Below are 26,228 nucleotides of genomic sequence, written 5' to 3' on the forward strand. Positions count from 1 at the left end.
TCCGGCCCGGCCTCAATTTGGATCTTGGTCAGGCGAAACTAGACGAAAGCACTGCGAACCTAGACCTTCGTCTATCAATCTGGCCTAACGCTCCGCTAGAAAAAAGCTTAGCTTTCCAGTCTCCGACGAAGCGCACGAGCCGAGAGATGGACTTGCAAAAACAGGGGAATGCCGATGCGATCATCGACCTGATCCCGGCAATGGCATGGTCAGCAACGTCCGAAGGGATGCTCGATTTCGCAAATCAGCATTTCCTTGAGTTTATCGGGCTGCCCTTGGCAGCGATTGCAGGGGAGAACTTCTACCGTTTATTCCACCCCGACGACGTGGCGCGCCTCGCGTCGGAATGGCACGACATCATGGCGACAAAGAACGTCCGTGAAGTCGATGGACGGATCCGGCGGGCCGACGGGCGTTTTCGCAGATGCAGCCTCCGGCAAAAGCCAAATCTCGATATCGAGGGCAACGTCGTGAAATGGTACGGCGTCGTTCTCGATATAGAGGATCGCAAAAAGGCCGAGGATGAACTCGAGCAGACAAAGTCGGCACTCGCGGCCAGCGAAGAGAACCTTAGACTTATTATCGACTCGCTTCCTGTCCTCGTCTGGTCGGCGCGGCCCGACGGAAGTGCTGACTTCGTCAATCAGAGTTGGCTGGACTATGCCGGTCTGCCGGCCGATCAAATCCTCGAATGGGGGTTTTTGAACCTCTATCATCCCGATGACATCCCGGAGATGGTGGAGATCTGGAAACGGGACCTTGAGCATTCCGACTTTACGCAGTTAAAGGGCCGTATCCGTGGTGCGGATGGACGGTACCGCTGGTTCTATTTTTCCGGTCGCAAGCTTACGGATGCGAATGGCCTTGTACGCTGGTTTGGGGTCAACATCGACATCGAGAACCTGCAGTACGCGGAGAATGCTCTTCGAGAGAGCGAGGCCGCGCTGAGGGAGAGCGAACGCAAGCTCAACCTCATCATCAACACGATCCCTGCCATGGCTTGGTCCTGCACGCCAGACGGACAGCTTGAGTACTGGAACCAGAACCTGATCGATTTCGTCGGTCTGCCTTTCGAGGAGATTGTCGGGTACGGCTTCTACCGTATGTTCCATCCCGACGATGTCGACCGTATGCGCATGACCTGGGAGGACATCATCGCAACAAGGCAGGGGCGTCCAGTGGATGCCCGCATCAGACGCGCCGATGGCGAGTACAGGTGGTTCAACCTGCAACAGAATCCACTGCTCGACGCGGATGGAGATGTCGTGCGGTGGTATGGCGTCGTGGTAGATATCGAGGATCGCAAGCGGGCTGAAGAGTCCCTGCGTCAGAGCCAAAGTAACCTTGCACAGGTTACCCGAATGACCACCATTGGCGAACTAGCGGTATCAATAGCGCACGAGATCAATCAGCCGCTCTTTGCAATCGTTACCAACGCCGGGACCTGCCTGAGATGGCTTCAGGACGGGCTCGTGGATCTCAAGCAGGCTAGATTGGCCGCCGAGCGGGTCGTGCATGACGGTCACCGTGCCGGCGAGATCGTTGCCAGCATACGTGCCATGGCACAGAGGTCACCCGTGCGAATGGAGAGAACGGACTTCAAGAGGACCCTGCGCGATGTGCTTTTCCTTCTTCGGGAAGAGCTGCAGTCGCGGGGCCTGCAGGTGGTCGCGGATCTTCCTCCGGAACCTGTCGAAGTCTTCGGAGATCGGACCCAGCTACAGCAGGTTCTTCTGAACCTGATCATGAACAGCGCCGAGGCGACGCCCGATGCTGCGGAGGCACTGATCCGCATTGCGTGCACGCTGCGCGAAGGCGAGGTCGAGGTGAGCGTTTCGGATACCGGGGTGGGAATACCGGCGGAGCAACTCGATCGGGTATTCGAGGCGTTCTATACCACGAAGTCGGACGGAATAGGCATGGGGCTTTCCATCTGCCGCTCCATCGTGGAGGCCCACGGAGGGCGCATCCGGGCCACGGCCAACCTTCTTGGAGGAGCCTCGTTGAGCTTCACGCTTTCCAGGTATGAGGACACGACCGTTGATCGATGACAGAAAGAACAAGCGACCCACCGTCATCGTCATAGACGACGATCGGAGCGTCCGCGACGCACTCAAGGGACTGTTTGAGTCTGTGGGCCTCAGTGCTGAAACTCACGGCTCAGTGAGAGAGTTCATCGCGGCTGACGACCCCGAAAAGGCTGGCTGTATTGTCCTAGACATCCGTCTTCCTGGCCAGAGCGGGCTTGAGTTTCAAGAGGAACTGGCAAGGAGCAGTGTTCGCCGGTCCATCGTCCTGATCAGCGCCCATGTGGACGTGCCCATGGCGGTCCGAGCGATGAAAGCGGGTGCCATCGATGTTCTCAGCAAGCCGGTTCGGGAGCAGGACCTCCTGGAAGCAGTCAATCGCGCGATCGCGGAAGACGCAGCTCGTCGAGAGGAAAGCACAGCGAGAGCTGCCACTACGTCGAGATACCAGACACTGACGCCACGCGAGCGACAGATCATGACGTTGGTGATCGCCGGCAAGCTGAACAAGCAGATCGCAGCCGAACTGCAACTAGCGGAGCCGACGGTGAAGCTTCACAGAGGCCATATGATGCAGAAGATGAAGGCGACATCCGTCGCTCATCTCGTCAGGATTGCCGATAGACTTTGATGGCGACCAGTTTAATTTCGCTCCTGGGGTTTGGGTTGCTGTATCCCGGGCGGTAGCGGCGGGTTGCGGGCGAAGCCACCCTGGCTCTACAGTACCTCATCACCTGGCGGGTTGATGATCCGATAAAAACTCCGCCGGTGTTAGCCAACCGAGGCCCGAGTGTGGGCAATGGTCGTTGTGGTCATTGCGCCAGCTCAAGAGAGCTGATGGAACCTCGGTCAGTGACGAGAAGACGCCTCATTCGAGAGATGATCTCGCGGCCGGCGCATTGAAACTTTTGATAAAGCGTTCTGGAATGGCTTACCCGGCGCGATGTAGTGCCATCGCTGCTTGATCCTGTGCGTCCATTGCGGGAGCGCATCGCTGGTAAACTCGCTACGTTGTCGCTGACAATCAACCCTCGTTTGCCAAGCTTCCCGACGAACTGACCCCGTTCACAGGCAACCTGCAAGCCGGAGAGCGACATGACCACGCTCGGACATTCTCTGGTGCGATCATCGACGATCGTTAGACCTGGAACCTGCCGATCGGCGTTGCTGATTCGACATGAGGTCCAGCGACCAGCGATCGTTGGCGGCAAGCGGGATCAGCATCGGTGTTCGTATGCCTATCGCTCGCTTCCGACCGCCGCGCTTGCGCCCGTCAGTCACTCTCCTCGATAAAGCCGGAAGAGCCGCTTGCGGGTCACAATGTGACCTTCACGTCCGAATTTGGGGACGCAACACAGTCGAAGTCGAAGACCCGTCGCACTTGACAACGCAGTGCTGCCTGTATTTTACTCAAGCTCGCGGAATAGGCATGCGCCGCCGCATCACATGACTTCGATTGTCTCCAGGCAGTTTCGCCTCACATCGCCCCGCCCCGTGCGGGATCTGCGTTGTGGGTTTTTTTGGTTTTGGTGCACCCGCATGAGCGACCCGATCAGGATTGGCATTCTCTTTTCGACAACCGGACCCTATGGGTCGATGGGGCGGGACGCGCGCGACGGTGCCGATCTCGCGATTGCCGAATTCGGCGACGCGTCTGATGGCGGCGTCGATGCCGTGTTCTTCGATCCCCATGCGGATCTTGCCGCCTATCTCGACGGGGCCCGCAACCTGCTGCGGCAGGGATGCCGCCACATCGTCGGCACCATCACTTCGGCTGCCCGCAAGGAAGTCCTGCCTCTGATCGAAAAGCACGACGGTCTTCTCTGGTACATGTGCCCCTACGAGGGGTTCGAGGCCAATGAGAGCGTCATCTATCTCGGCGGCTGTCCGAACCAGCATCTCCTGCCGCTGTTCGAGTATCTCATCCCGCGCTATGGCAAGCGGCCCTATCTGGTCGGCGCCAACTATGTCTGGGGCTGGGAAATGAACCGGTTGGCGCGCGAGCTGGTGGGCAATGCCGGCGGCGAGGTTCTCGGTGAGCGTTACCTGCCGCTTGATGAAACCGCCGTCGAACGGATCATCGCGGAGATCGAGCAGCGGCGTCCGAGCTTCATTTTGAACAATCTTATCGGGCCGTCCAGCTATGCGTTTCTGGCCGCCATGCGGGCGCTGGCTGACAGGGATCCCGCATTTCGGCCCGAGGTCTGCCCGGTCGTCAGCTGCGATCTGATGGAATGCGAGCTTGGCGATATCGCGCCGGGCGCTGCCACCGGGCAGCTTTGCGCTGCCTCCTATTTCGATACGCTGGCGACGTCTGAAAATGCGCGCTTCAAGCAGAATGTTCATGCGAGGTTCGGCGAGCGCAGGGTTTCGAGTGTCTTTGCGAGCGCCTATACGGCGGTCAAACTAGCGCTTGCGGCGATTGCAGCTGCTAAAACCGACGATCCGCGGGCCGTGCGGCAGCAGCTCAGCCGCCAGCCCTGGCCGAGCCTGTTTGGGCCGCTTGCCATCGATGCGGAAACCAACCATGCGGCGCTGCCCTTCCATCTCGGCCGCATCAACAGTTCCAACAGTTTCGACGTGATCGCTTCGCGGCCGCCGCTTGCGGCAGATCCTTATCTCACCGGCGGCAATCGTCTGCAGCCGAGACTGCGGGTGGTGTCATGAGGCAGACCCCGACTTTCGCCGGCTCAAAGGTGACGATTCTCCACCGCGAGGACGGCAATACCGAAAAGCTCGTGCGCCAGCTTCGCCTCCTCGGTGTCGAAGAAAATGTCCAGTGGGCGCCGCTGTCTTCGAGCGATCTGCCCGACATCATCATGGTCGATGCGGACCAGGGCTGGGACGATCTCCTGCCGTTCGACAGGCAGGCACCGCTTCGCCCCGTCGTGGCACTGCTCGGATCGGAAGCGCCCGGTCGCATTGCCTGGGCGCTGTCGCAAGGGGCGGGCGCCATCATCGCAAAGCCCGTCGCCAGTTCCGCCGTCTATCCCGCGCTCGTCATGGCGCTGTCCATCCAGCAGGAGCGCGAGGAAGCACAGGATCGCATCCGGCATCTGGAGGAGCGCTCGCGCCTGAGGCCGCTGGTCTATGCGGCGGTCGAGCGTCTGATGGTCTCGCATGCAATCGGCGAGGATCAGGCCTATCGGACGCTGCGCGAATGCGCGATGCGCCGCCGGTTGCCGATGGAGCAGATCGCTGCCTTTATCGTCGCCGGCGCCGAACCGCTCCCGGAGGCAATCTGATGCGGGTGATGAAAGAGCTTCTGAGGCAGCCGGTCGCGTTATTCGGCATTCTCATCGTCCTCACTGTCGTCATTGCAGCGCTCGCCGCGCCGATGATCGCGCCGTTCGATCCTGACAACCAGATGTTCGACGGGCTTTCGCTGGAGGGTGCGCCGCTGCCGCCGGGCGGACCGTTCCTGCTCGGCACCGATACGCTGGGCCGGGATCTGTTCTCGCGTCTTCTCTACGGTGCCCGGACCTCGCTGATCATCGGGCTCGTCGCCAATGGCGTGGCGGTCACGATCGGACTATTCGTCGGCATCGTCGCAGGTTACGTGCGCGGCTTCTTCGGCACGCTGTTGATGCGCTTTACCGATCTGATGATGGCGTTTCCGGCGTTGCTGCTGGCGATCGTGCTGGCCGCCCTGCTTCGCCCGAGCCTCTGGATCGTCGCGATGGTGATCGCGCTGGTCAACTGGGTGCAGGTCGCCCGCATCGTCTATACCGAAACCCGCGGGCTGGTGGAGCGCGACTTTATCATGGCCGAACGCTCGCTCGGTGCGGGCCACGGGCGGATCCTGTTCCTGCATATTCTGCCGCATCTGATGCCGACGGCGATCGTCTGGGGCACGCTCGGCATCGCGACGACCGTGCTTCTGGAAGCGACGCTGTCCTTCCTCGGGATCGGCGTGCAGCCGCCGCAGCCGTCCTGGGGCAATATCATCTTCGAGAGCCAGAGCTATTTCCAGGCGGCACCGTGGCTGGTGTTTTTCCCCGGCGCGATCATCCTTTTGACGGCACTCTCCTTCAACCTCGTCGGTGACGCCCTTCGCGACATTCTCGATCCGACGCAGCGGGGGCGAGGCTGATGGCGATGCTCTTTCTCCGGCGCGTGGTGCAGATGGCGCTGATCCTGCTCGGGGTCGCGGCGATCACCTTTGTGCTGCTCTACGCCCTGCCGGCGGATCCGGCCCGGATGATTGCCGGCCGCAGCGCAACGGCGCAGACGGTCGCCAACATCCGCCGCGAACTCGGCCTCGACCAGTCGTTGCCGGTGCAGTTCTGGTCCTATCTCTCCAACCTGCTGCAGGGCAATCTCGGTCGCTCCTATGCGCAGAAGACCGAAGTCGCGACGCTGATCATGGCGCGACTGCCTGCCACCCTGACGCTGATGTTTTCCGGCATCGTCGTTGAAGTGGTGCTCGGTCTGACCCTTGGAACAATCGCAGCAGTCCGCCGCGGCGGGTTCGTCGACCGGTTGGTGATGATGGCATCCTTTGTCGGCGTGTCGGCGCCGCAATTCGTGGTGGCGCTGCTGCTGCTTTATGTGTTTGCCGCGACGCTCGGCTGGTTTCCGATGAGCGGCTACGGCACGTTCTCCCATGTGGTTCTGCCGGCCGCCACGCTCGGCGTGCTCGGTGCCGGCTGGTATGCCCGCATGGTCCGCTCGGCAATGATCGACGTGCTGAACCAGGATTACGTTCGCACGGCGCGCGCCAAAGGGTTGTCGTCGCGCCGCATCACCTTGCGCCATGCGCTGCCCAATGCGGTGCTGCCTGTCATCGCGATGATCGGCATCGATATCGGCCAATTCATGGGCGGCGTTGTGGTGGTCGAGGCCGTCTATGGCTGGCCGGGCATCGGCCAGCTTGCCTGGCAGGCGATCCAGCAGGTGGATATTCCGATCATCATGGGCGTGACGCTCACCTCTGCGCTCGCCATCATTCTCGGCAACCTCGTTGCAGACCTCATCGCGCCGGTCATCGACCCGCGCATTAGAACCCGCTGACAGCAACAAAAAGGGGAACGACATGTTCAAACGCTGGCTTCGAAACACAACCGTGGCAACCATGGTGGCAATCGCCCCCGTGGGCACCATGTCCGCCATGGCGCAGGGCGCACCGCAGCAGGGCGGCGATATCGTCGTCACCTACAAGGACGACATCACCACGCTCGATCCGGCGATCGGTTACGACTGGGTCAACTGGTCGATGATCAAGAGCCTTTATTCGCGCCTGATGGATTACGAGCCGGGCACGCCGAACCCGGTGCCGTCGCTCGCCGAAAGCTTTGAGGTCGCTCCGGACGGGCTGACCTACACGTTCAAGCTCCGCAAGGGCGTAAAATTCTCGAACGGTCGCGAAGTCGTCGCCTCCGACGTCAAATACTCGATCGAGCGTGCCGTCGATCCGAAGACGCAAGGCCCCGGTGCCGGCTTCTTCGGCGCCATCAATGGCTTCGAGGACGTAACGGGCGGCAAATCGACGACATTGTCGGGCATCGAGACGCCGGATGCCGGCACGGTCGTGTTCAAATTGTCGCGTCCGGATGCGACCTTCCTGCACGTGCTCGCCATCAACTTCGCCTCGGTCGTGCCGAAGGAAGCCGTCGAGGCAGCCGGTGGTGATTTCGGCAAGAGCCCTGTCGGCTCCGGTACGTTCACTCTGAAGGAATGGACGATCGGTCAGCGTCTCGTGTTCGAGAAGAACCCGGCCTATTACGTCAAGAACGTGCCGCATATCGACAAGTTCACCGTGGAGGTTGGCCAGGAACCTCTCGTCGCATTGCTGCGTCTACAGAAAGGCGAGGTCGATATCGCCGGTGACGGCATCCCGCCGGCAAAGTTCCTGGAAATCAAGAACTCGCCCGACGGCGCTCAGATCATTGTCGACGGCGCGCAGCTGCATACCGGCTACATCACGCTCAACACCAAGATGAAGCCGTTCGACAACGTCAAGGTGCGTCAGGCTCTCAACATGGCGGTCAACAAGGAGCGGGTCGCGCGTATCCTCAACGGCCGCGCCACGCCCGCCAACCAGCCGCTGCCGCCGCTGATGCCCGGTTACGACAAGTCGTTTACGGGTTATGCCTACGACGTTGCCAAAGCCAAGGCGCTGCTTGCGGAAGCGGGCTTTGCCGACGGTTTCGAGACGGTGCTCTACTCGACGAATACCGATCCGCAGCCGCGCATTGCCCAGGCGATCCAGCAGGATCTGGCAGCGATCGGCGTCAAGGCCGAAATCCGGGCGCTTGCCCAGGCGAACGTGATTGCTGCCGGCGGCACGGAAGGCGAAGCGCCGATGATCTGGTCGGGCGGCATGGCCTGGATCGCCGACTTCCCGGACGCCTCGAACTTCTACGGTCCGATCCTCGGCTGCGCCGGCGCGGTACAGGGCGGCTGGAACTGGTCCTGGTACTGCAACAAGGATCTTGATGCACGCGCCGTTGCGGCCGATTCGATGTCCGATCCGGCAAAGGCTGCCGAGCGTACCGCTACCTGGGGCAAGGTCTTCACGGACATCATGGCCGATGCGCCATGGGTGCCTGTGATCAACGAGCGCCGCGTCGTCGCCAAGTCGCTGCGCATGGGCGGAGCCGACAACATCTACATCGATCCGACCCGCGTCATCAATTACGACGCGATCTTCGTGAAGCAGTAAGCCTTCTCGCAGTTACCCTCCCGGCCAGGAAGCCGGGAGGGTTTCGATAAGAATGAAGGGAGAGACCCCATGTGCATAGCCTGTACCCACACCATTCATCGCGCTCAGCATAATTTCGGCTGGAATAAGGATTTCGAACCGGCAGTGGTCGCGAAACCGGGCGAGACGATCCATTTCGAGTGCCTGGATTCCTCCGGCGGCCAGCTCGGGCGTGATGCGACGCTGGAGACGCTGAACGGTCTCGATTTCGGCAAGATCAATCCGGTTTCCGGACCTGTTTATGTGGAGGGCGCAAAGCCGGGCGATGCGCTGAAGGTCACGCTGCGCAAGTTCATTCCGTCAGGCGTCGGCTGGACGGCCAACATTCCGGGCTTCGGTCTTCTGGCCGACCAGTTCAAGGACCCGGCGCTGCATGTCTGGACCTATGATACCGCTACCATGGCGCCGTCGCTGTTTGGCCCCGGCGGACGGGTGCCGCTGAAGCCGTTTGCTGGGACGATCGGTGTCGCTCCTGCCGAACCGGGCACCCATTCGGTGGTGCCGCCGCGCCGGGTCGGGGGCAATCTCGATATCCGCGACCTGTCGGCTGGCGTCACGCTCTACCTGCCGGTTGAAGTTGAGGGTGCGCTGTTCTCGATCGGCGATACGCATGCAGCCCAGGGCGACGGCGAAGTTTGCGGCACGGCGATCGAAAGCCAGATGAATGTCGAGGCGACGATCGAGCTGGTCAAGGATGCGAAGCTCCAGTCGCCGCGCTTTACGGTTACCGAGCCGGTGACCCGCCATCTCGACGGCGCCGGATACGAAGTCACGACCGGCATCGGGCCGGACCTGATGACCGGTGCGCGAGAAAGCGTCATGCGGATGATCGATCTGTTGACCGTCGAACACGGCTTGAACCCGGTCGATGCCTATATGCTCTGCTCCGTCTGCGGCGATCTCAGGATCAGCGAGATCGTCGATGCGCCGAACTGGGTGGTGTCGTTCTACTTCCCGCGGATCGTCTTCGCGTGAACGAGCATTCCGCCACAGCTGCAATGCCGATCCTCAGCGTCCGCGATCTCGATGTCGATGCGCGAACGCCCGAGGGGCGCAAGCCCGTTCTGCGAAACGTGAGTTTCGATCTGGCGGCGGGCGAAACGCTCTGCATCGCCGGCGAATCCGGGTCGGGTAAATCCGTCACCTCACTGTCGATCATGGGACTGTTGCCGAAGGCCTCGCTGACGGTGACCGCGGGTAAGATCCTGCTCGGCGATCGCGACCTGACATCGCTTTCCGATCGGGCGATGCGCGCGGTGCGGGGCGGCGATATCGCGATGATCTTCCAGGAGCCGATGACGTCGCTCAATCCCGTGATCTCGATCGGCGCGCAGCTGACCGAAGCGATCCGCGAGCATCAGGGCCGCGACAATGCCGACGCCGTGGCGCTGCAGATGCTCGACGCGGTGCATATGACCGAACCGGCGCGCCGAATGAAGCAATTTCCGCACGAGCTTTCCGGCGGCATGCGGCAGCGGGTGATGATCGCCATGGCGCTGTCCTGCCGGCCAAAAGTGCTGATCGCCGACGAGCCGACGACCGCGCTCGACGTGACGGTACAGGCGCAGATCCTGAAGCTGATGCGCGAATTGAAGCGCGAGTTCGACACCTCGATCATCATGATTACTCACGACATGGGTGTTGTGGCGGAAATGGCCGACCGCGTCGTCATCCTGCAGAACGGCCGCATCGTCGAGCAGGGCGGTGTCATCAATATCTTCCACCGGCCGCAGGCGGCCTATACGCAGCAATTGCTGGCCGCCGTGCCGATCCTTGGTGCGCATGCGGGAACCGACGGTCCGCCGCGTGTCTCGGCCGAGCCGAAACAGCCGCTTCCCGCGCCGGATCGGTCGCCTGTCCTCAATGTCCGCGATCTCGGCGTCAGCTATGGCAGCGTCGCCGGCCGGATTTTCAAGGGCAAGCCGCCTGTGAATGCGGTCAGCGACGTCGCCTTCGATATCCTGCCCGGCGAGACGCTGGGTCTGGTCGGCGAAAGCGGATCGGGCAAATCGACCACCGGAAAAGCGGTCCTCGGCCTCATTCCCTTCACCGGCCATGTGATGATCGACGGCCGTGAGATCGGCATGCTTAGCCAGCGCGATATGCAGGCGGTGCGCCGGTCGGCGCAGATGATCTTCCAGGATCCCTATGCCTCGCTCGATCCGCGCATGGCTGTCGGTCGGGCGATCGCCGAACCCTTGGTCATCCACGGTATCGGCAACAGAACCGAGCGGAAGGACCGGGTCGCAGACCTGCTTCGCCGCGTCGGGCTGCCGCCGGAGGCTGCCAGCCGGTATCCGCACGAGTTTTCAGGCGGCCAGCGCCAGCGCATCTGCATCGCCCGGGCGCTGGCTCTCGAACCCAAGCTCATCGTCGCCGACGAAAGCGTTGCGGCGCTCGACGTCTCCGTGCGGGCGCGCGTGCTGGACCTGATGCTGGAATTGCAGGAGACGATGGGGATCGCCTATCTGTTCATCAGCCACGACATGGCAGTGATCGAGCGCATGTCCCACAATGTCGCGGTGATGCGCGGCGGGTCGATCGTCGAGATGGGCAGCCGCCGAGACGTCTTCGAACAGCCGAAGGACGAGTATACGCGGGCGTTGATGGCTGCGGTGCCGATCCCCGATCCCGCTGCACGTCGGCATCACGGTTAAGGCGACGCGTATTCGTGGATTGCCTGACCTCGATGCGGGACTGTCTTGCCACGGTGCAGCGGCTGACGATAGACGCTTTACGACGAGGATAACGTTGGAGCGTCAACACGTATGCCGAACACAAGACACGGATTTCGTTGCTACTCATCGATTTTTTTGACAGCTTGTGCCGCAGATAGCCTTGGCCATCACACCAACGATACAACTCTATCAGCTATAACGGAACTCGTATGACAATGTTGAAGAACATCCCAAAGCATTTGAGCCCGGATGTGCTGTGGGCACTCGCAGCAATGGGGCACGGTGATTGTCTGGCTGTGGTTGATGCCAACTACCCAGCTTATTCTCGTCATCAACGTGTCTTACCGATTGTGGGAGTGCCGCTCGTTTCAATCATCACCGATATATTGAAGCTGATGCCGGTCGACGACTTTCTCGAAAAACCCGTAGTTAAAATGGTCCCTGACGGAGACCTGGGATACGCCGCGTCGGTTCATCACGATGTCGAAAAGATAGTAAACGACACGGAGGAGCGGCAGGTTAACTTCGAGCCCGTCGAGAGGACGAAGTTTTACGACGTTGCGGCTCGCGCATTCGCTGTTGTCGCGACTACGGATGACAGGCCCTTTGGTTGTTTCATTTTCACAAAGGGCGTCATCCGATCCGTCTAGTTTCCGTCGGCGCCATCGGTTCGATTTTGCGAGACTTCTGATATGGTTAGGCGTCCTTTGATCTCTGATTCAAAGCTGTCGCGATCATGACGTGAATGCCCTTCTTCATGTTGACGACCTGCGTGATGCGATTATCGGCCGCCAAGCTGCAGCGGGCGTTCATGTCACCGAAGCCGTCTGCGGCTATGTCGGATCGAGTGCTGTCAGGTTAGAAGCAGATCGAGGTTAGGTCGAGACCACACGCAACCACCAATCAGCCGCTTTTGCAATAGGCGCGCCAGCCTCCGTATCGGCTAATGTCGTTTGCGCCTGTCTCGAGCGCGATCTGTTCGCAGAGGAACCCCTTTGCCGACGTTCCGTCCGAAAGCGAGATCGTGCCGATCCCGAGAGGTGAGGGGATGGCCGCGACAAAACGGCCGAAGGCTGCGGGGGGCAGGCGCCAGATCTCGACTTCGATTTCGCTACCCTGTCCCTGGGCCACTTTCAGCATGCCCGGCTTGGCGGGAACGGTGCCGGCGAGGGCGTAAAGGCGGTAGTCTCCGGAAGTCCGCGCCGTTCGTGAAAATTTTCCATCGAGCGCGATGAGCTGTTGGTTGAGCGGCATTCCCGAAAGATGCGCGCCGACCACGACCAGATCGATCAGATCATCTGCCGTTACCACAGGCGGTGCCTCGGTCGGAGCCGGTAGCGGCCAGCCCGTTGCGCTGAGCGTCAGCCCGCTCGCGGCGTGAAGATCGCGGGCAAGCGTCGCTGTCAGCCCGTCCTTGCCGGCCGGCGCTAGAAGGGTGACGCTTGCCGGCAGGCCATCCGGTCGCTTGCCGGTCGGGACGGCGATGCCGCACATATCGAGCAGATTGACGAAATTCGTATAGGTGCCGAGGCGGGAATTCTCCCGGATCGGTTCGGCTTCCAGCTCCGCGACCGTGAAATGGCGCGGTGCCGTGGGCACGCAGAACAGATCGACGGAACCGATGACCGGCGCGAGTTTCTTCTTCAGCGCCTGCAGCGCATAAAGGCCGTTGAAAGCATCGGCCGCCGAGAGGGCTTTCGCTCCGCCATAGATGCTGCGCGTTACCGGATGGAACGTGTCCTCATGCGCATCGAAGAAGTCCTTCACGGCTGCGTAGCGTTCTGCAACCCAGGCGCCTTCGTAAAGCAGGTCCGCTACCTCGTAGAAATCGGCAAAGGGAATTTCGACGAGCTTGTGTCCGAGGCCCGTCAGTGCGGCGAGGGCCTGTGCGTAGGCCGCTTCCATCGACGCGTCGCCGAAGAACCTCAGGTCGGCCGCTGCGGGAACGCCGATCGTCAGCACGGGAGGCGCCGCGCGATAGCCTGTGGTCGGGATCGCCCTCGAATAGGCGTCGGTCTCATCCGGTCGGGCTGCGACGGAAAACACGGTCCAGGCGTCCTCCACCGTCAACGCGAAGACCGAAACGCAATCCAGCGTCCGGCACGCGGGAATGACCCCCGTGGTGGAAAAGGCGCCAAGGCTTGGTTTCAAGCCGACGATATTGTTGAGGCCGGCCGGAATGCGCCCGGAACCCGCCGTGTCCGTTCCTAGCGCGAACGAGACGATACCGTGTGCGGTGGCAACGGCCGATCCTGACGATGAGCCGCCCGGCACGAGTGTCGGGTCAATGGCATTCTTCGGGACCGGGTAGGGCGAGCGCAGGCCGACAAGGCCGGTGGCGAATTGGTCGAGATTGGTCTTGCCGATGACCAGCGCTCCCGCCTCTTTCAGCAGGCGCACGATGGTCGCATCTTTTTCCGGCGTGTAGGCGTAGTCGGGGCAGGCGGCGGTGGTCGGCATGCCCGCGACGTCGATATTGTCTTTTACCGCAAAGGGTATGCCGAACAGCGGCTTTGCGGGATCGAAGGCGCCGAGCTTTTCCGCTTCCGCCAGGATCTCGGCTCTATTGCCCAGGTGGATAAAGATACCGGGGTCATTGACCTCAACAATGCGGGCAAAAACGCGCTCGACGATCTCGGTGACGGTGCCGCCGTTGCGATAGAAATTCGAGAGTGAGGCGATGTCGAATGCGGGTAGATCTGGGGAGGTGGATAAGGTCATGCCATGCTCTCTTCAAGTATCTTCACGGGCCGGTCCCACTGGATCAGCACCACACATCCTTCCTTGCTCCAGACCGAATGCTCGGTCCCGGCAGCGTTGACCACGTAACTGCCCTCACTGTAATCGCCCGCTTCATCCGATTGCACGCCGTCGAGAACGAGGATGGTTTCGAGCCCCTCATGGAGGTGGCGCGGCACGGATGCTCCCGGCTGATATTTCAGGAGCGCCACGCCGGGCTGGTCGTCCTCGAACGGTCTGATCCAGTGGATGGTCACGTCTTTGCGGAACGGTCCGAAGTCCAGGTCCTTCCAGCCTCCAGACGTCAGCATGGCGCGTGTCGTTTCAGGCATGGGGCAGTCCTTTCAGGATGTCGTCGATATGCGCCGTCCAGCCGACGATCGCGCCCTGGGCGCGGATCATGGCAATGGCGGCGGCCTTGAATTCTGGGAAATAGCTCTCGGTCGCCTCCTCGCAGAGCAGGCATTCATAGCCGCGGTCGTTTGCTTCACGCATGGTCGTCTGAACGCAGACCTCGGTGGTCACGCCGGCAAAGACGAGCTGAGTAATGCCCTTCTGCGTAAGGATTTCGCCGAGTGCCGTCGCATAGAAAGCGCCCTTGCCGGGCTTTTCGATCACCACTTCGCCGGCGATCGGCGCGAGTTCGGGCAGGATTGCCGTGCCCGGTTCTCCCGCAATCAGCACGCGGCCCATCGGCCCTTCGTCGCCGATCCGAAGCGCGGGGTTGCCGCGATCACGCTTGGCCGGCGGCAGGTCCGACAGATCGGGTCTGTGGCATTCCATCGTGTGGATGACGGGCAGGCCCGCGGCGCGAAAGCCTTCGATGAGCCGCTTCACATCCGGCACGATCCGGGTGATGCGAGAGACGTCGTTGCCAAGGCTTGCGCCGAAGCCACCTGCTTCGGCGAAATCGCGCTGCATATCGATGACAACAAGCGCCATTTCGGCAGGTCGTGTTGGGAAATCGAACGGTTCGGCCTTGATCATCGACATCAGTGGTGCCCCGCCATATGTGCCCCGATCACGCCGATATCGGCGCCGCGAGCCGGCGTCTCGTAGACCAGCCGTCCCTCGGAAATGACGATGATGCGGTCGGACATTTCGAGAAGTTCGTCCAAGTCTTCAGAAAGCAGCAACACGGCCGTTCCCGCATTGCGCGCCTTCATGATGCGAGCACGGATTTCCGCAACGGCCGAAAAATCCAGCCCGAAACAGGGGTTGGAAACGATCAGCAGATCGACTTCGCCTGTCAGTTCGCGGGCAAGCACGGCACGCTGTACATTGCCGCCGGAAAGCGCCGCGATCGGCGATGACGACGACGCGGTCTTCACCTTGAAATCAGAAATGAGCGCGGTTGCCCGTTGCTTCATGCCGGCCTTGGAAAGCCAGAGTGCATCCCGGCCATCGGCCTTGAGGTCGAAGGTTCGGAAGGACAGGTTCTCGCTGACAGTCATCCGTGGTGCGCATGCATTCTGCAGCGGCTCTTCGGGAATGAAACGCACGTTGTTCGCCCGCGTTTCGGCACGGGTCGCCCCATAGGCCGAACCATTGACCTCGATGCTGCCGGCGCTGAGAGGTCGCTGACCGGACAGGATCTCGGCAAATTCCTTTTGTCCGTTGCCGGATATGCCGGCGATCCCGACGATCTCGCCTTCGCGGACCGAGAGGTCGTCGATCTCGATCGTCCTCAGCCCAGATCGATCCGGCGCCCTGACGTTGCTGAGCCTGAGCACCGTTTCCGCAGATTGGTTGACAGGCGCGCGGCTGTCCAGTTCAGCGAGCTTCACATTGCCGATCATCATCGCTGCCATGTCGGCGGTCGAGAGGTCACTGACCTTTCCCGTCCCGACTAGCTTGCCGCGACGCAGGATCGAGACGTCGTCGGCGAATTTGGTGATCTCGTGAAACTTGTGGGATATCATCAGCACGGTCAGTCCGCCGCTCTCCGTCATGCCGCGCACGAGGCCTAGCATCTCGTCGGCTTCGGCGGGAGTCAGAACCGATGTCGGCTCGTCGAGAATGAGGAAAGACCGACCGAGATAGAGCTGCTTGACGATTTCAAGCTTCTGTTTCTCGCCGGCGGCAAGCTCGCTTACCGGTCGGTCGAGCGGGATCCGGAACGGCATACGCTCCATGAATTCAGCGAGTTCGCGGCGCTCCATCACCCAGTTGATCACGGCCGGCACTTCCGCCCGGCTGATCACGAGGTTCTCGGCCCCGGTGAGCGATGGGACTAGGGTGAAATGCTGGTAGACCATACCCAGCCTGTGGGTGGCCGCATCCCGTGGAGACGCGATCGCGACTTCGCGTCCGTCGACCGAAAGCGAGCCCGACGTCGCGTGGTAAAAGCCCATGATGCATTTGACCAGGGTCGATTTGCCGGCGCCGTTTTCGCCGAGAAGTGCATGAAAGGAACCGGCGGGAACGCTGATCGAAACGCCATCGAGCGCAGTAAATGTGCCGAACCGCATGGTCATTCCAAACGTTTCGATGCTGGCAGCCTTGCCACGCTCCGGAAGAGGGGTATCGCGAACAATGCTCACTTCATCTCTCCTTTTCGACGATGATGGCGACAGGTCCGCCACCGGGCGGTCCCTGATGCTCGGCGCCACCAGAGACATAGAGATCGGTTATGCCGAAGACGCCCGCGAGCACGCCGCCGACAAAAGCGCGGGCATGGCGGGTGCCGGCAATGTCGGAATCGTCAAGCATCGTGTGACGCCGACAACCGACCATGCCGGAGGGGTCGGGTTCCGCCTTGGCCAGTACAGCGGCAATCGTCGCTTTTTCCGGCAGGCGCGCACGGGCGTTGTGCACAGAAGCAGTGTCGATGGCGCTCGCCATGACGGCGTGATCGATCGCAAGCGGCCCGCTCCAGGCTCGGCTCATGCCAAGCACGATGATCTCGTGATCGGTCAGTTCGACGCCAGCAGAGGCGGATGCGCGACTTGAAAAGAGATCGTGGCGGGAGCCGATGACATCATCGGTGATCGTTGCGGCATCCACTTCGCCGAGTGCGATCGCGACGCCCAGCGCCGAGGCTCCGCGCGAAAGTCCCATGGATTTGAGTGTTTCGCGCGTTGTGACGGTGTGGCCTGCGGCGTCCGCTTCGGCAATGCGGGCAAGCGTTAGGAGCGGGCATTTGATCTGGACGAAATGCACGTCCGCCGGATCGTCGATGCCTGCATCCGCCATTGCGACGCGTACGCCTTCTGCGACCAGAAGCGCCTGCTCACGACGCCCGAGATGATGGAATGGGAGGTGGGGCGTTCTGGATGTGCCGATGCCAAGAGCGGGCTCACCTCCACCTGCGGCGTCATCACTTGAATCCTCGCGCGCAAACACGGTCCAGTGCGGCGAAAGGGCTCCTTCGGTGCCACCGGACATCACCAGCGAGACGCCCTCGACGCCGTGGCGTGCAAACAGCGCCTCGAAACTCGCGGTGGCAAAGCCGCGCGTGAAGTCGTTGACGCATCCGTTGCCCTCCGTCTTCCCAAGGATCGCAACGACGTTTTCCGGCTTCAGCCCTGCCGCGAACAGGGCTTCCACGCCCGATACATCGTCCGGACCGCTCGCCGCGACCCGAAAGACATGAGCACGCCTCGTCTTGGTGACGGCAGCCATCATCACGGCAGCGCCTCGATCAGCATTTTCGAATTTGCGACCGCGCCGAAGACGCCGCCCTGCATCTTGACCATCTTGATCGCAGCAAGGTGGTTGCCGTAATCGGTCGCGCCGCAGCAATCCTCCAGAAGCAGGCATTCGAAGCCGCGATCGTTGGCCTCACGCATAGTCGTCGATACGCAGACATCTGTGGTGATGCCTGTCAGAATGATGTTCTCGATGCGCTTCTGGTGGAGGATCAGCTCCAGATCCGTCGCGCAGAAAGAACCCTTGCCGGGCTTGTCGATGATCGTTTCGCCCTCGGTCGGATAGAGTTCCGGGATGATGTCCCAGCCCGGCTCGCCGCGGGTCAGGATGCGGCCGCAGGGGCCGGGATCGCCGATGCCAGCGCCGATGCGCTGCGATCGCCAGCGCTTGTTGGCGGGAAGGTCGGCCAGATCCGGACGGTGGCCTTCACGGGTGTGGATGATGTGGTAGCCCTTGGCACGCATGGCCGCGAGCACCGATCTGATCGGCTCGATCGGCGCCTGCACCAGCGACAGGTCGTACCCCATATGGTCGACATAACCGCCCTTGCCGCAGAAGTCCGTCTGCATGTCGATGATGATAAGGGCGGTATTGTCGGGCCGCAGCTTGCCGTTATACGGCCACGGATAGGGATCGGCACCGATATAGCTGCCAGTTGTTTCGACCATCGCATCCATGATGTCTCTCCTATTCCGCTGCCGGCTTGAGGGTTTCGCCATAACGGCGCGACGGCTTGTCGAAACCGCATGAGGTGCCGTCGGTGACCTTGACCTCGTTCTCCCAGGGCAGCTGATATTTGCCGGCGATCAGGTCGTGCATGTAGCTGTAGGGCGCATCGCCGGCGCCGCCTTCGACTGCGACGTAGCCGCGATGGCCGAACTGGTAGATATTGTTTTCCACGCCCCAGCCGCGCCGCGCCTCGCGCACAAGATCCGGACGGACTTCCGCTGTGATGATCTCGTTCGGCCGCCCGGACGTCCCGTGTGCAATGACCGAGCCGTCGAAATTGCAGATCATGCCTTCACCCATGCTGTCGAACGTGCCGTCCGAGCCGCACATGCAGACATTGGCGGTGACCATGAGATTGCAGAAGGCATTCGACTGGTTGGTAAAGCACCAGGCCTCGCGGATCGGGGCCGTATAGCCTGCCGTCCGGATCATGATCTCGGCGCCCTTGTAGGCGCATTCGCGCGCCATCTCCGGGAACATGCCGTCATGGCAGATGATCAGTGCGAGCTTTGCGCCCTTGGGCCCGTCGATGACAGGTATGCCGAGATCGCCGGGTTCCCAGGGCTCGACCGGCACCCAGGGATGCATTTTGCGATAATAGAGCTTCAGCTCACCCTGGTCGTCGATGACGATGCCGGAATTGTAGGGCATGCCGCCCGGGTTCAGTTCCATGATCGAGAAGCAGCCCCAGATCGCATTTTTGCGGCAGGCTTGCTTGAACGCAGCGACCTCCGGCCCGTCCAGCGAGCACATGATCTCAGGATTGATGTCCATCGAGAGACCGTGCAGCGCATATTCTGGGAAGACGACGAGATCCATGCCGGGCTGGTTGCGCCGCGCCTTCGCGACGAGATCGACGATCACCTGCGTCTGGCGGGCAAGGTCCGCTTTCGTCACTGTCACCGGCAATTGCAGCTGCACGAGACCGATACCGACGCCGTGTTCGGATTTGTTGAGGCCGCCTAAGCCATTCATGTCGCAACTCCTATCATTTCGTCAGGGAAAGCGCGCCCGGCGCGCCGGAAAGCGCGCGGTGGGGCGAGGATGTGGCAATCAGTATGGCAAGCGTCAGCACGTAAGGCGCCGCGTAGAAGAGGTAGTAGCCCTGCGTCACGCCCACCGATTGCAGCGCCGGTCCAAGCGCGCCTGTCCCGCCGAAGAGAAGGGCGGCGAGGAAGCAGTGGATCGGGTTCCAGCGGGCAAAGATCACGAGCGCCACGGCCATGAGGCCCTGGCCGGAGGAAATGCCCTCGTTCCAGGAGCCGGGATAGTAGAGCGAGAGATAGGCTCCGCCGACAGCCGCCAGCGATCCACCGAGCGCGGTGGCAAGCAACCGCACGCGGTCCGGGTTGATGCCCATCGCGCGGGCCGCATCGGTGGAGTCCCCGACGACGCGCAGGATGAGGCCGGGACGGGTATTGCGGAAGGCCCAGAACAGAAAGAGAGAAAGGGCAAAGCCGATGAAGAAGAGGACATTGATATTCAGCGCCGCCTGGACCTGCGGATAGGACGACCAGTTGCCGAGCGGGATGGACGGCAGCTTTGGCGCGGAAGGCTGGATGAAGGGCTTGCCGAGGAAGAAGGCGAACCCGAGCCCGAACTGCATCATGGCAATGCCGATCGCGATGTCGTTGACACGCGGGAAGCGGCAGATAAAGCCATGAATGAGCCCGAAGACCGCTCCTGCCGCCATGGCCGCGAGCACACCGAGCCATGGCGAACCGGTGAGGACGGCGACGGCGTAGGCCGTCATGGCACCGAAAACGAGCGTGCCTTCCAATCCGAGATTGATGCGTCCGGAACGCTCAGTAATGGCCTCGCCCAGCGAGACGAAAATGAAGGGAGTAGAGACCCGGATTGCCCCGGCGAGGATCGCAAGCGGCACGCCCCAGAGACCAATGTTTGTCTCGTCCATCACGTTCTCCTTTTCCAGAGGTCGGGATTGAAGACCTTGAACCTGCCGTAAAAGGTCTCGCAGAAGAGGATGACGATGAAGAGCGTGCCCTGCAGCGCAACGACGGTCGCATCAGGCAGTCCCATCCGGCGCTGGATCAGGCCGCCGGATGCCTCGAGCCCTCCGAGCAGAAACGCGATCGGGATGATTGCCAGTGGATTGTGGCGCGCCAGAAATGCCACGAGAATGCCGGTGTAGCCGTAACCTGCCGCAATCGAGCCGTTCGCACTGCCCTGCACGGCCGCCACCTCCAGCATGCCGGCAAGCCCGGCGAATGTGCCGGCGATCGCCGTGAAGCCGACGATCAGTCGACCGACCGGCAAGCCCTGGATCTGTGCGGCGCGTACATTTCCGCCGGCCATCCGAGCGGCAAAGCCGTAGCTCGTCATCTCGATCAGGATCCAGGAGCCGACGCAGGCTATGATGCTGATGACGAGGCCCCAGTGAACATCCATTCCGGGGATATCGCCGATCATATATCCTGGTGGCAGCGGCATGGTGGAGGGCTTGTTCAGGCTAGCCGGATCCCGCAACGGTCCTTCCACGAGCTGGTTCATCAGCGCGATCGCGATATAGGCCAGAAGCAGCGACGAGATCGTTTCGTTGACGCCGCGATAGTGCCGCAGAAACCCGACCGCACCGATCCAGATGCCGCCGACGATCATGGACGCGAGCGCCATGGCGATGAGCGCCGGATAGGGAGGAAGGATGCCGGTCAGCGGTGCGGCAACCGCCGCTGCCGCGACGCCGCCGAGCACCAGCGCGCCTTCTCCGCCGATGATGACGAGGCCCAGCCGCGCCGGCAGCGCCACGCAGAGTGCTGTGAGGAGGAGGGGGGCTGCGCGCGACAGGCTGTTTTGCAGCGAAAACCAGCTGCCGAAACCGCCGGTATACATGAGCTGGAAGAGCGCGACCGGCGATTTGCCAATCGCGAGGATGAAGAGGGAGAAGAGCATGAGGCCCGCCAGAATGGCAGCAGACCCGATCACGACAGGCTCCGCCCGCCGCGCCAGCCATTCCAGAAGCGGGCGGAGAGTGGTTCTTCCGCCGGCATTCAACGACAGGGCTGGATCGTTTGCTTGAACTGTCATGACGCTTCTCCCTTCTTTTTTCAGGAGGTGGAGCCGACGACGCCCTCGACGAGGTAGGCCATGCTTTCGAGATCGATCGCGTCCTCCGCATAGGCCTTGTCGGCCGCGATCACGGCATTGCCTTTGTTGTCCTTGAGGGGACCCTTGAACACGGAAAGCTTGCCGGTCATGGCCTCGGCAAGCGCCGCATCGAACATCTTGCGGCCTTTCTCCGATACACCGGGACCGAGCGGGCTCATCTTGACGAAGCCGTCCTTCAGTCCACCACGAACGAAGTTCCCGAGCTTTTCTCCGGCCTGGGCCTTCTTGATGAAATCGGTATAGACGTTGCCCCAGGCCCATTCGGCACCGGTCAGGTATTTCTCTGGCGCAAGCGGGCTCTGGTCGGCGTGATAACCGCAAACGAACGCGCCGCGGCCGGCGGCGGTCTCGACAACGACCTTCGGGCTGTCGACGTGGCAGGTGATGACATCCACCCCCTGATCGACCAGCGCGTTGGTGGCTTCGGCTTCCTTGATGGCGAGCGACCACTCACCCGTGAAGATCACCTGGCAGGTGATGGTCGGGTCGACGGAACGAGCCCCGAGCAGGAATGCATTGACGTTCTGAACCACCTGCGGGATGGGCTTCGCCGCGACGAACCCGATCTTCTTGCTCTTGGTCGCGTTCCCGGCGGCAACGCCGTTCAAATATTGACCCTGATGGATGTAGCCGAAATAGGATCCCGTATTGGCCGGGTGCTTGCCCGCCTGCCACAGGCCACCGCAATGGCGGAACTGGGTGTCGGGATACTTCGCTGCCATAGCCAGCATGTGGGGATCGAAATAGCCGAACGACGTCGGGAAAACCAACGACGCGCCATCGAGGTTGATCATCGATTCCATCGTCTTCTGGACATCGACGGTCTCGGGCACGTTTTCCTCTTCGACGAGCGTGACACCCGGCATGGCCTTGATGACCGCAGCACCTTCGGCATGGGCCTGATTGTAACCGTAGTCATCCTTCGGTCCGACATAGATGAAGCCGACCGTCAGCGCGGTCTGCGCCAATGCCGTTGTCGGCGTGAGACCGGGAAGTGCGCTTGCGGCAAGTCCGGCCGCAGACACCTGCAGAAAATTCCGGCGGTTCATGGAAAGGAGTTTCGTCATCGTCATTCTCCCTCGCGGCGCTCGGCCGTTCGCTATTGGACAAGGGACAGCAAGCAACAGGCGTGCCACTTTGTAAGTCATTGAAAACGCTGATGCCGTTTGAACTGCCAACAAGAACTGACAAAACTGCATGCAGTTTTGGACGAGCGTGCTGATTTTAGCGTCACTGTATGAAAAATATTCGGGGAACCGAGATGCACTCCCAGCGCTATCAAGGATGTCTGGACGAAAAGCATTTAAGTTCAATGCATTGAGGAAAGCGTTGACATGGCGGAACACGAACTGCATCTGTATGCACTACGTCTAAAGCGCCGAGAGTGTCGTGACTGAGGTGAAGCGAAGAAGATTAGTCCGGGCCGGAACGACTGTGGAGCAGATGGTGAGAGCCATTGCCGATATGATCGTGACCGGCGAGATGCTGCCTGGCGAAAGGCTTGACGAGCTTTCGCTTGCTGCTCGCTTTGAGGTTTCCAGAACACCCGTCCGGGAAGCACTGCGGGAACTCGGTGCCATGAACCTCGTTGGCAGGGAGCCCAATCGCAGCGCCGTCGTGATGAACGTGACACAGGCCCGCCTTCACTCGATGTTCGAGGCTATGGCGGAACTGGAAGGCATCTGTGCCAGGCTCTCTGCCGAGCGCATGACGGTCGACGAGCGACGTGGCTTGGATATCGAACATCGCAGTTCGATACATCTCGTGCATTCGGGCTCGCCGGAGGACTATTCCGCTTACAACACCGAATTCCACAACAGGCTTTACCGAGGAGCTCACAACGATCACCTTCTCGAATTGGCAACACAGACCAGGGCAAGGCTGGCGCCATTTCGCCGCGCGCAGTTCCGTCTGACCGGGAGGCTCTCGAAGTCATACGATGAGCATGACCGGATCGTTACCGCCATTCTGCGCGCCGATTGCAAAGCCGCCGGGCAGGCGGCCTTCGACCATGTGTCGATCGTCAGCGACGCCAGCGCGGTTTTTGTTGCAGCGCATGGTTGAGGTTTTGACGTCGCGGATTTTCGAAAGGCTAGCTCTTCGAGAGGCGAGGACGACGGTTTGCTTCCTGTCAAGGAGTGCGAATGTTGGGCTGTGACGAGATCTCCGCAAAATTAAATTGAGACCGTTGGGAAAGACTATATTTGTCTTATTCAACGGCATACCGATTGGTGCTGCTGTATGACCTGTCCAATGAAAGCGTTTTCATGCCGTATGCCGCCGCACCTGCAATCCTGCTAGATCTGGATGGAACTCTAATCGCGTCGGAACCCGGAATTCTGTCGAGTTGCAGGGCAGCCCTTCGTTCCCTTGGACATGATACTGATCCTGCCATGGACATCAGGTCGATCATTGGCCCGCCGATCGAGGACGTCATGCGGTACCTGCTCGGACAGTTCGGCGACGACCGGGTCACCGAAGGGGTCGATGCCTACCGGCAGGACTACGGGTCGCGAGGCCTTCTTCTGAGTGAGGTCTATGACGGTATCCCGGAAGCTCTTTCCAGGATGAAGAAAGAAGCCAGGCTTTTCCTCGCGACATCCAAGCGCGAAACGTTTGCGCGCCGCATACTGGAAGACAAAGGCCTAGATGCTCTGTTCACCGGTATTTATGGATCGACCCCGGCCGGCGACATCGACCATAAGCCTGAACTGATTGCGCACATCATCCAGCAGCATGAGCTTGACGCGGATCGTTGTGTCATGATCGGCGATCGAAAATACGATGTCACCGGCGCCCATGCCAACGGCATGCGGGCTGCGGGTGTGCTCTGGGGCTACGGTGAGCAAGCCGAACTGGAGAGCGCGGGAGCGGATCGCCTGGTCGTACAGACCGCGGAACTGGCCGATGTCGCGCTTGGCATGGTGTCCAGCGCCGAACGATAATCCAGGCTGTCGCTTAATAACCGAGCGCGATGCCGTCCTTGCGGTGGTCGGTGGCTCCCAGCAGAACGCCCCGCTCGTGGTCGATGTAGATTGCCTGCGCACCGCCGATCGGTTCGTCCGCCCAGACGGTTGTGTGGCCGCGACGTTCCAGATCCATCCGCACGTCGTCGGAAATGGTTGGCTCGAGACTGAGCTTGCCATCGAAATAGAAACTACGCGGCTGGTCGCTCGCCTGCTGCGGATCCATGTCTCGATCGAGGATTTGGCTCAGCAGATGGCAATGGCCGACCGCCTGGTATTGCCCGCCCATGACCCCGAAGGTCATGCGCGTCTTGCCGCCCTCGGCCAGCATGCCGGGGATGATCGTGTGGAAGGGCAGCTTGCCGGGGCCGATGGCGTTGGGGTGGCCTTGTCTGACCACGAAGCCCGCGCCGCGGTTCTGCAGCAGCACGCCGGAGCGTGGCGCGTAGATGCCGCTGCCAAATGCGAAGAAGATGGAGTTGATCAGCGAGACGGCGTTGCCGTCGCGGTCGACCACGGTCACGTAGACGGTGTCCTTATGCGTCGGACCTTCCCAAGTGCCAGCCGGAGCGGCCTTTTCAAGGCTGATCTTCGAGCGGATCGCGTCTATCGAGCGATCCGACAGGATGGCATCGACGTCGGCCGTCATATGGGCGGGATCGGAGATCACCTGGTCACGCCAGGCATAGGCTGCCTTCGATGCTTCGGCGAGAAGATGGATGCGGTCTGCCTCCGACAGCGTCGGATCGCGCAGGTCGAAGCCGTCGAGGATGCGCGCAATCATCAAAGCGGCAAGCCCCTGGCCGTTTGGCCGGCATTCCAGCACATCCCGGCCCCGATATTTGGCCGAGATGGGTGCGGTTTCAAAGGCGGCGAAACTGGAGAAGTCACTTTCCTCGTGCAAGCCACCTAGCGACTGCAACAGGCCGACGATCTCCTCGGCCACCAGGCCCTTGTAGAAGGCGTCGCGGCCGCCCGTCGCTATGGCGCGCAGGGTGGCGGCCAGCGCCGGGTTGGTCATCCGCTGGCCGGTCACCGGCGCCTTGCCGTTCGGCAGGAAGTAGCTTGCGGAGCCTGGGAACTTACCGACGCGGGGGCTGTAGCGCGCCCAATCGAGCGCGACGCGTGGGGTGATGCAATAGCCGTCCTCGGCAGCGGCAATCGCTGCGGCCAGAACACGGTTCATCCCGAGGCTACCATGGCTTTCGATCAGCCGGCACCAGGCATCCACTGCGCCGGGTACGGTTACGGCATGTGCGCTATCGTCGGGGATGGAGGAGAAGCCTTTGTCGATGAAATAGGCTAGCTCGGCCTTCTGGGGTGCACGGCCGGATCCGTTGAGCGCGACTGGCGTTCCGCCGGCCGGTGAATAGAGAGCAAAGCAATCGCCGCCGATGCCGGTAATCAGCGGGTCGATCACCGATTGCAGCGCCACCGCCGCCACCGCCGCATCGACCGCATTGCCGCCGGCGCGCAGGATATCGACCGCCGCCAAGGTCGCCTGGGGATGGGAGGTCGCAGCCATGCCGCGGTCCGAAATGGCGACCGAGCGTCCCGGCTTGAAAAAATCGCGCGATGTCATGGCATCTGCTCCTGATCTGCGAAGATT

24 protein-coding genes are annotated in these 26,228 nt (G+C 61.4%); 12 read left to right on the forward strand and 12 right to left on the reverse strand.

Translation table 11 applies throughout. From position 1 onward, the window contains the following. Positions 1–146: 146 nt before the first annotated feature. Together ACQY1P_RS00700 and ACQY1P_RS00705 are read left to right on the forward strand one after the other, a co-directional pair. Positions 147–2,051, forward strand: a complete 1,905-nt coding sequence (locus ACQY1P_RS00700) for a PAS domain-containing sensor histidine kinase (RefSeq protein ID WP_192087522.1) — start codon at positions 147–149, stop codon at positions 2,049–2,051. Then, positions 2,041–2,658 carry a response regulator transcription factor gene (locus tag ACQY1P_RS00705; RefSeq protein ID WP_062460050.1) on the forward strand — a complete coding sequence of 206 codons (618 nt, stop codon included), beginning with the start codon at positions 2,041–2,043 and terminating at the stop codon, positions 2,656–2,658. Before ACQY1P_RS00700 ends, ACQY1P_RS00705 begins: the two co-directional genes overlap by 11 nt. Before the next feature lie 99 nt (positions 2,659–2,757). Here the strand turns inward: ACQY1P_RS00705 and ACQY1P_RS00710 are convergent, their stop codons facing one another. After that, complete coding sequence (locus ACQY1P_RS00710; RefSeq protein ID WP_113111353.1) at positions 2,758–2,880, reverse strand: hypothetical protein; 123 nt, start codon at positions 2,878–2,880, stop codon at positions 2,758–2,760. 686 nt (positions 2,881–3,566) lie between these two features. Between ACQY1P_RS00710 and ACQY1P_RS00715 the strand changes: the two genes are divergently transcribed. From ACQY1P_RS00715 to ACQY1P_RS00750, 8 genes are all read left to right on the forward strand, one after another. Next, positions 3,567–4,694 (forward strand): transporter substrate-binding protein, encoded by a 1,128-nt coding sequence (locus tag ACQY1P_RS00715; RefSeq protein ID WP_430253439.1) that lies wholly within the window; start codon positions 3,567–3,569, stop codon positions 4,692–4,694. After that, complete coding sequence (locus tag ACQY1P_RS00720) at positions 4,691–5,272, forward strand: ANTAR domain-containing response regulator (RefSeq protein WP_062460048.1); 582 nt, start codon at positions 4,691–4,693, stop codon at positions 5,270–5,272. The genes ACQY1P_RS00715 and ACQY1P_RS00720 overlap by 4 nt, the downstream gene beginning before the upstream one ends. After that, complete coding sequence (locus tag ACQY1P_RS00725) at positions 5,272–6,120, forward strand: ABC transporter permease (protein WP_062460046.1); 849 nt, start codon at positions 5,272–5,274, stop codon at positions 6,118–6,120. The genes ACQY1P_RS00720 and ACQY1P_RS00725 overlap by 1 nt, the downstream gene beginning before the upstream one ends. Next, the gene (locus tag ACQY1P_RS00730) at positions 6,120–7,040 is read left to right on the forward strand and encodes an ABC transporter permease (RefSeq protein WP_430253441.1); all 921 of its coding nucleotides are present in this window, start codon (positions 6,120–6,122) and stop codon (positions 7,038–7,040) included. The genes ACQY1P_RS00725 and ACQY1P_RS00730 overlap by 1 nt, the downstream gene beginning before the upstream one ends. Positions 7,041–7,062: 22 nt before the next feature. Further along, entirely contained in the window at positions 7,063–8,691 is a 1,629-nt protein-coding gene (locus ACQY1P_RS00735) for an ABC transporter substrate-binding protein (RefSeq protein WP_192087466.1), read from the forward strand. A 69-nt stretch (positions 8,692–8,760) separates the two neighbouring features. Continuing rightward, entirely contained in the window at positions 8,761–9,705 is a 945-nt protein-coding gene (locus ACQY1P_RS00740; protein ID WP_113111358.1) for an acetamidase/formamidase family protein, read from the forward strand. Between the two features lie 23 nt (positions 9,706–9,728). Continuing rightward, the gene (locus ACQY1P_RS00745; protein WP_430253876.1) at positions 9,729–11,387 is read left to right on the forward strand and encodes an ABC transporter ATP-binding protein; all 1,659 of its coding nucleotides are present in this window, start codon (positions 9,729–9,731) and stop codon (positions 11,385–11,387) included. Between the two features lie 236 nt (positions 11,388–11,623). Then, positions 11,624–12,058, forward strand: coding sequence for an RbsD/FucU family protein (locus ACQY1P_RS00750; protein ID WP_430253443.1), 435 nt, complete (start codon positions 11,624–11,626; stop codon positions 12,056–12,058). A gap of 253 nt (positions 12,059–12,311) precedes the next feature. Here ACQY1P_RS00750 and atzF read toward each other — a convergent pair whose 3' ends face one another. Genes atzF through ACQY1P_RS00800 form a run of 10 tightly spaced genes read right to left on the reverse strand, consistent with a single transcriptional unit; the run spans position 12,312 to position 22,720 of the window. Continuing rightward, positions 12,312–14,129, reverse strand: coding sequence for an allophanate hydrolase (gene atzF, locus ACQY1P_RS00755; protein WP_430253445.1), 1,818 nt, complete (start codon positions 14,127–14,129; stop codon positions 12,312–12,314). Beyond that, positions 14,126–14,479 carry a cupin domain-containing protein gene (locus ACQY1P_RS00760; protein ID WP_430253447.1) on the reverse strand — a complete coding sequence of 118 codons (354 nt, stop codon included), beginning with the start codon at positions 14,477–14,479 and terminating at the stop codon, positions 14,126–14,128. The genes atzF and ACQY1P_RS00760 overlap by 4 nt, the downstream gene beginning before the upstream one ends. Next, positions 14,472–15,140 carry a cysteine hydrolase family protein gene (locus ACQY1P_RS00765; RefSeq protein ID WP_430253449.1) on the reverse strand — a complete coding sequence of 223 codons (669 nt, stop codon included), beginning with the start codon at positions 15,138–15,140 and terminating at the stop codon, positions 14,472–14,474. The genes ACQY1P_RS00760 and ACQY1P_RS00765 overlap by 8 nt, the downstream gene beginning before the upstream one ends. Next, positions 15,140–16,690, reverse strand: coding sequence for an ABC transporter ATP-binding protein (locus tag ACQY1P_RS00770; protein ID WP_430253451.1), 1,551 nt, complete (start codon positions 16,688–16,690; stop codon positions 15,140–15,142). The genes ACQY1P_RS00765 and ACQY1P_RS00770 overlap by 1 nt, the downstream gene beginning before the upstream one ends. 1 nt (position 16,691) lies before the next feature. Beyond that, positions 16,692–17,771, reverse strand: a complete 1,080-nt coding sequence (locus ACQY1P_RS00775; protein ID WP_430253878.1) for a ring-opening amidohydrolase — start codon at positions 17,769–17,771, stop codon at positions 16,692–16,694. 2 nt (positions 17,772–17,773) lie between these two features. Beyond that, positions 17,774–18,475 carry a biuret amidohydrolase gene (biuH, locus tag ACQY1P_RS00780; RefSeq protein ID WP_430253453.1) on the reverse strand — a complete coding sequence of 234 codons (702 nt, stop codon included), beginning with the start codon at positions 18,473–18,475 and terminating at the stop codon, positions 17,774–17,776. A 10-nt stretch (positions 18,476–18,485) separates the two neighbouring features. Next, positions 18,486–19,502, reverse strand: a complete 1,017-nt coding sequence (locus tag ACQY1P_RS00785; protein ID WP_062460026.1) for a formamidase — start codon at positions 19,500–19,502, stop codon at positions 18,486–18,488. Positions 19,503–19,515: 13 nt separating this feature from the next. Further along, positions 19,516–20,442, reverse strand: a complete 927-nt coding sequence (locus ACQY1P_RS00790; protein WP_430253455.1) for an ABC transporter permease — start codon at positions 20,440–20,442, stop codon at positions 19,516–19,518. Then, the gene (locus tag ACQY1P_RS00795) at positions 20,442–21,572 is read right to left on the reverse strand and encodes an ABC transporter permease (RefSeq protein ID WP_430253457.1); all 1,131 of its coding nucleotides are present in this window, start codon (positions 21,570–21,572) and stop codon (positions 20,442–20,444) included. The genes ACQY1P_RS00790 and ACQY1P_RS00795 overlap by 1 nt, the downstream gene beginning before the upstream one ends. A 20-nt stretch (positions 21,573–21,592) precedes the next feature. Then, the gene (locus ACQY1P_RS00800; protein ID WP_430253459.1) at positions 21,593–22,720 is read right to left on the reverse strand and encodes a BMP family ABC transporter substrate-binding protein; all 1,128 of its coding nucleotides are present in this window, start codon (positions 22,718–22,720) and stop codon (positions 21,593–21,595) included. 322 nt (positions 22,721–23,042) lie between these two features. Between ACQY1P_RS00800 and ACQY1P_RS00805 the strand changes: the two genes are divergently transcribed. After that, positions 23,043–23,717: a GntR family transcriptional regulator gene (locus ACQY1P_RS00805; RefSeq protein WP_430253461.1), complete on the forward strand. Its 675-nt coding sequence runs from the start codon at positions 23,043–23,045 to the stop codon at positions 23,715–23,717. 203 nt (positions 23,718–23,920) lie between these two features. After that, positions 23,921–24,598 carry an HAD hydrolase-like protein gene (locus tag ACQY1P_RS00810; RefSeq protein WP_062460515.1) on the forward strand — a complete coding sequence of 226 codons (678 nt, stop codon included), beginning with the start codon at positions 23,921–23,923 and terminating at the stop codon, positions 24,596–24,598. Between the two features lie 13 nt (positions 24,599–24,611). On the opposite strand, the gene ggt is transcribed toward ACQY1P_RS00810, so the two are convergent. Continuing rightward, positions 24,612–26,201, reverse strand: coding sequence for a gamma-glutamyltransferase (ggt, locus tag ACQY1P_RS00815; RefSeq protein ID WP_430253463.1), 1,590 nt, complete (start codon positions 26,199–26,201; stop codon positions 24,612–24,614). Positions 26,202–26,228 lie beyond the last annotated feature (27 nt).

The organism is Neorhizobium sp. DAR64872/K0K18, assembly GCF_050500175.1.
Taxonomy (GTDB): domain Bacteria; phylum Pseudomonadota; class Alphaproteobacteria; order Rhizobiales; family Rhizobiaceae; genus Neorhizobium; species Neorhizobium soli.

What these genes read in the sequence shown, in the direction of transcription:
- ACQY1P_RS00700 (WP_192087522.1), top strand. Translation starts at nt 147, where the DNA reads ATGGACTTGCAAAAACAGGGGAATGCCGATGCGATCATCGACCTGATC.
- ACQY1P_RS00715 (WP_430253439.1), top strand. Translation starts at nt 3,567, where the DNA reads ATGAGCGACCCGATCAGGATTGGCATTCTCTTTTCGACAACCGGACCC.
- ACQY1P_RS00720 (WP_062460048.1), top strand. Translation starts at nt 4,691, where the DNA reads ATGAGGCAGACCCCGACTTTCGCCGGCTCAAAGGTGACGATTCTCCAC.
- ACQY1P_RS00725 (WP_062460046.1), top strand. Translation starts at nt 5,272, where the DNA reads ATGCGGGTGATGAAAGAGCTTCTGAGGCAGCCGGTCGCGTTATTCGGC.
- ACQY1P_RS00730 (WP_430253441.1), top strand. Translation starts at nt 6,120, where the DNA reads ATGGCGATGCTCTTTCTCCGGCGCGTGGTGCAGATGGCGCTGATCCTG.
- ACQY1P_RS00735 (WP_192087466.1), top strand. Translation starts at nt 7,063, where the DNA reads ATGTTCAAACGCTGGCTTCGAAACACAACCGTGGCAACCATGGTGGCA.
- ACQY1P_RS00740 (WP_113111358.1), top strand. Translation starts at nt 8,761, where the DNA reads ATGTGCATAGCCTGTACCCACACCATTCATCGCGCTCAGCATAATTTC.
- ACQY1P_RS00745 (WP_430253876.1), top strand. Translation starts at nt 9,729, where the DNA reads ATGCCGATCCTCAGCGTCCGCGATCTCGATGTCGATGCGCGAACGCCC.
- ACQY1P_RS00750 (WP_430253443.1), top strand. Translation starts at nt 11,624, where the DNA reads ATGTTGAAGAACATCCCAAAGCATTTGAGCCCGGATGTGCTGTGGGCA.
- atzF (WP_430253445.1), bottom strand. Translation starts at nt 14,129, where the DNA reads ATGACCTTATCCACCTCCCCAGATCTACCCGCATTCGACATCGCCTCA.
- ACQY1P_RS00760 (WP_430253447.1), bottom strand. Translation starts at nt 14,479, where the DNA reads ATGCCTGAAACGACACGCGCCATGCTGACGTCTGGAGGCTGGAAGGAC.
- ACQY1P_RS00765 (WP_430253449.1), bottom strand. Translation starts at nt 15,140, where the DNA reads ATGTCGATGATCAAGGCCGAACCGTTCGATTTCCCAACACGACCTGCC.
- ACQY1P_RS00775 (WP_430253878.1), bottom strand. Translation starts at nt 17,771, where the DNA reads ATGGCTGCCGTCACCAAGACGAGGCGTGCTCATGTCTTTCGGGTCGCG.
- biuH (WP_430253453.1), bottom strand. Translation starts at nt 18,475, where the DNA reads ATGGATGCGATGGTCGAAACAACTGGCAGCTATATCGGTGCCGATCCC.
- ACQY1P_RS00785 (WP_062460026.1), bottom strand. Translation starts at nt 19,502, where the DNA reads ATGAATGGCTTAGGCGGCCTCAACAAATCCGAACACGGCGTCGGTATC.
- ACQY1P_RS00790 (WP_430253455.1), bottom strand. Translation starts at nt 20,442, where the DNA reads ATGGACGAGACAAACATTGGTCTCTGGGGCGTGCCGCTTGCGATCCTC.
- ACQY1P_RS00795 (WP_430253457.1), bottom strand. Translation starts at nt 21,572, where the DNA reads ATGACAGTTCAAGCAAACGATCCAGCCCTGTCGTTGAATGCCGGCGGA.
- ACQY1P_RS00800 (WP_430253459.1), bottom strand. Translation starts at nt 22,720, where the DNA reads ATGACGAAACTCCTTTCCATGAACCGCCGGAATTTTCTGCAGGTGTCT.
- ACQY1P_RS00810 (WP_062460515.1), top strand. Translation starts at nt 23,921, where the DNA reads ATGCCGTATGCCGCCGCACCTGCAATCCTGCTAGATCTGGATGGAACT.
- ggt (WP_430253463.1), bottom strand. Translation starts at nt 26,201, where the DNA reads ATGACATCGCGCGATTTTTTCAAGCCGGGACGCTCGGTCGCCATTTCG.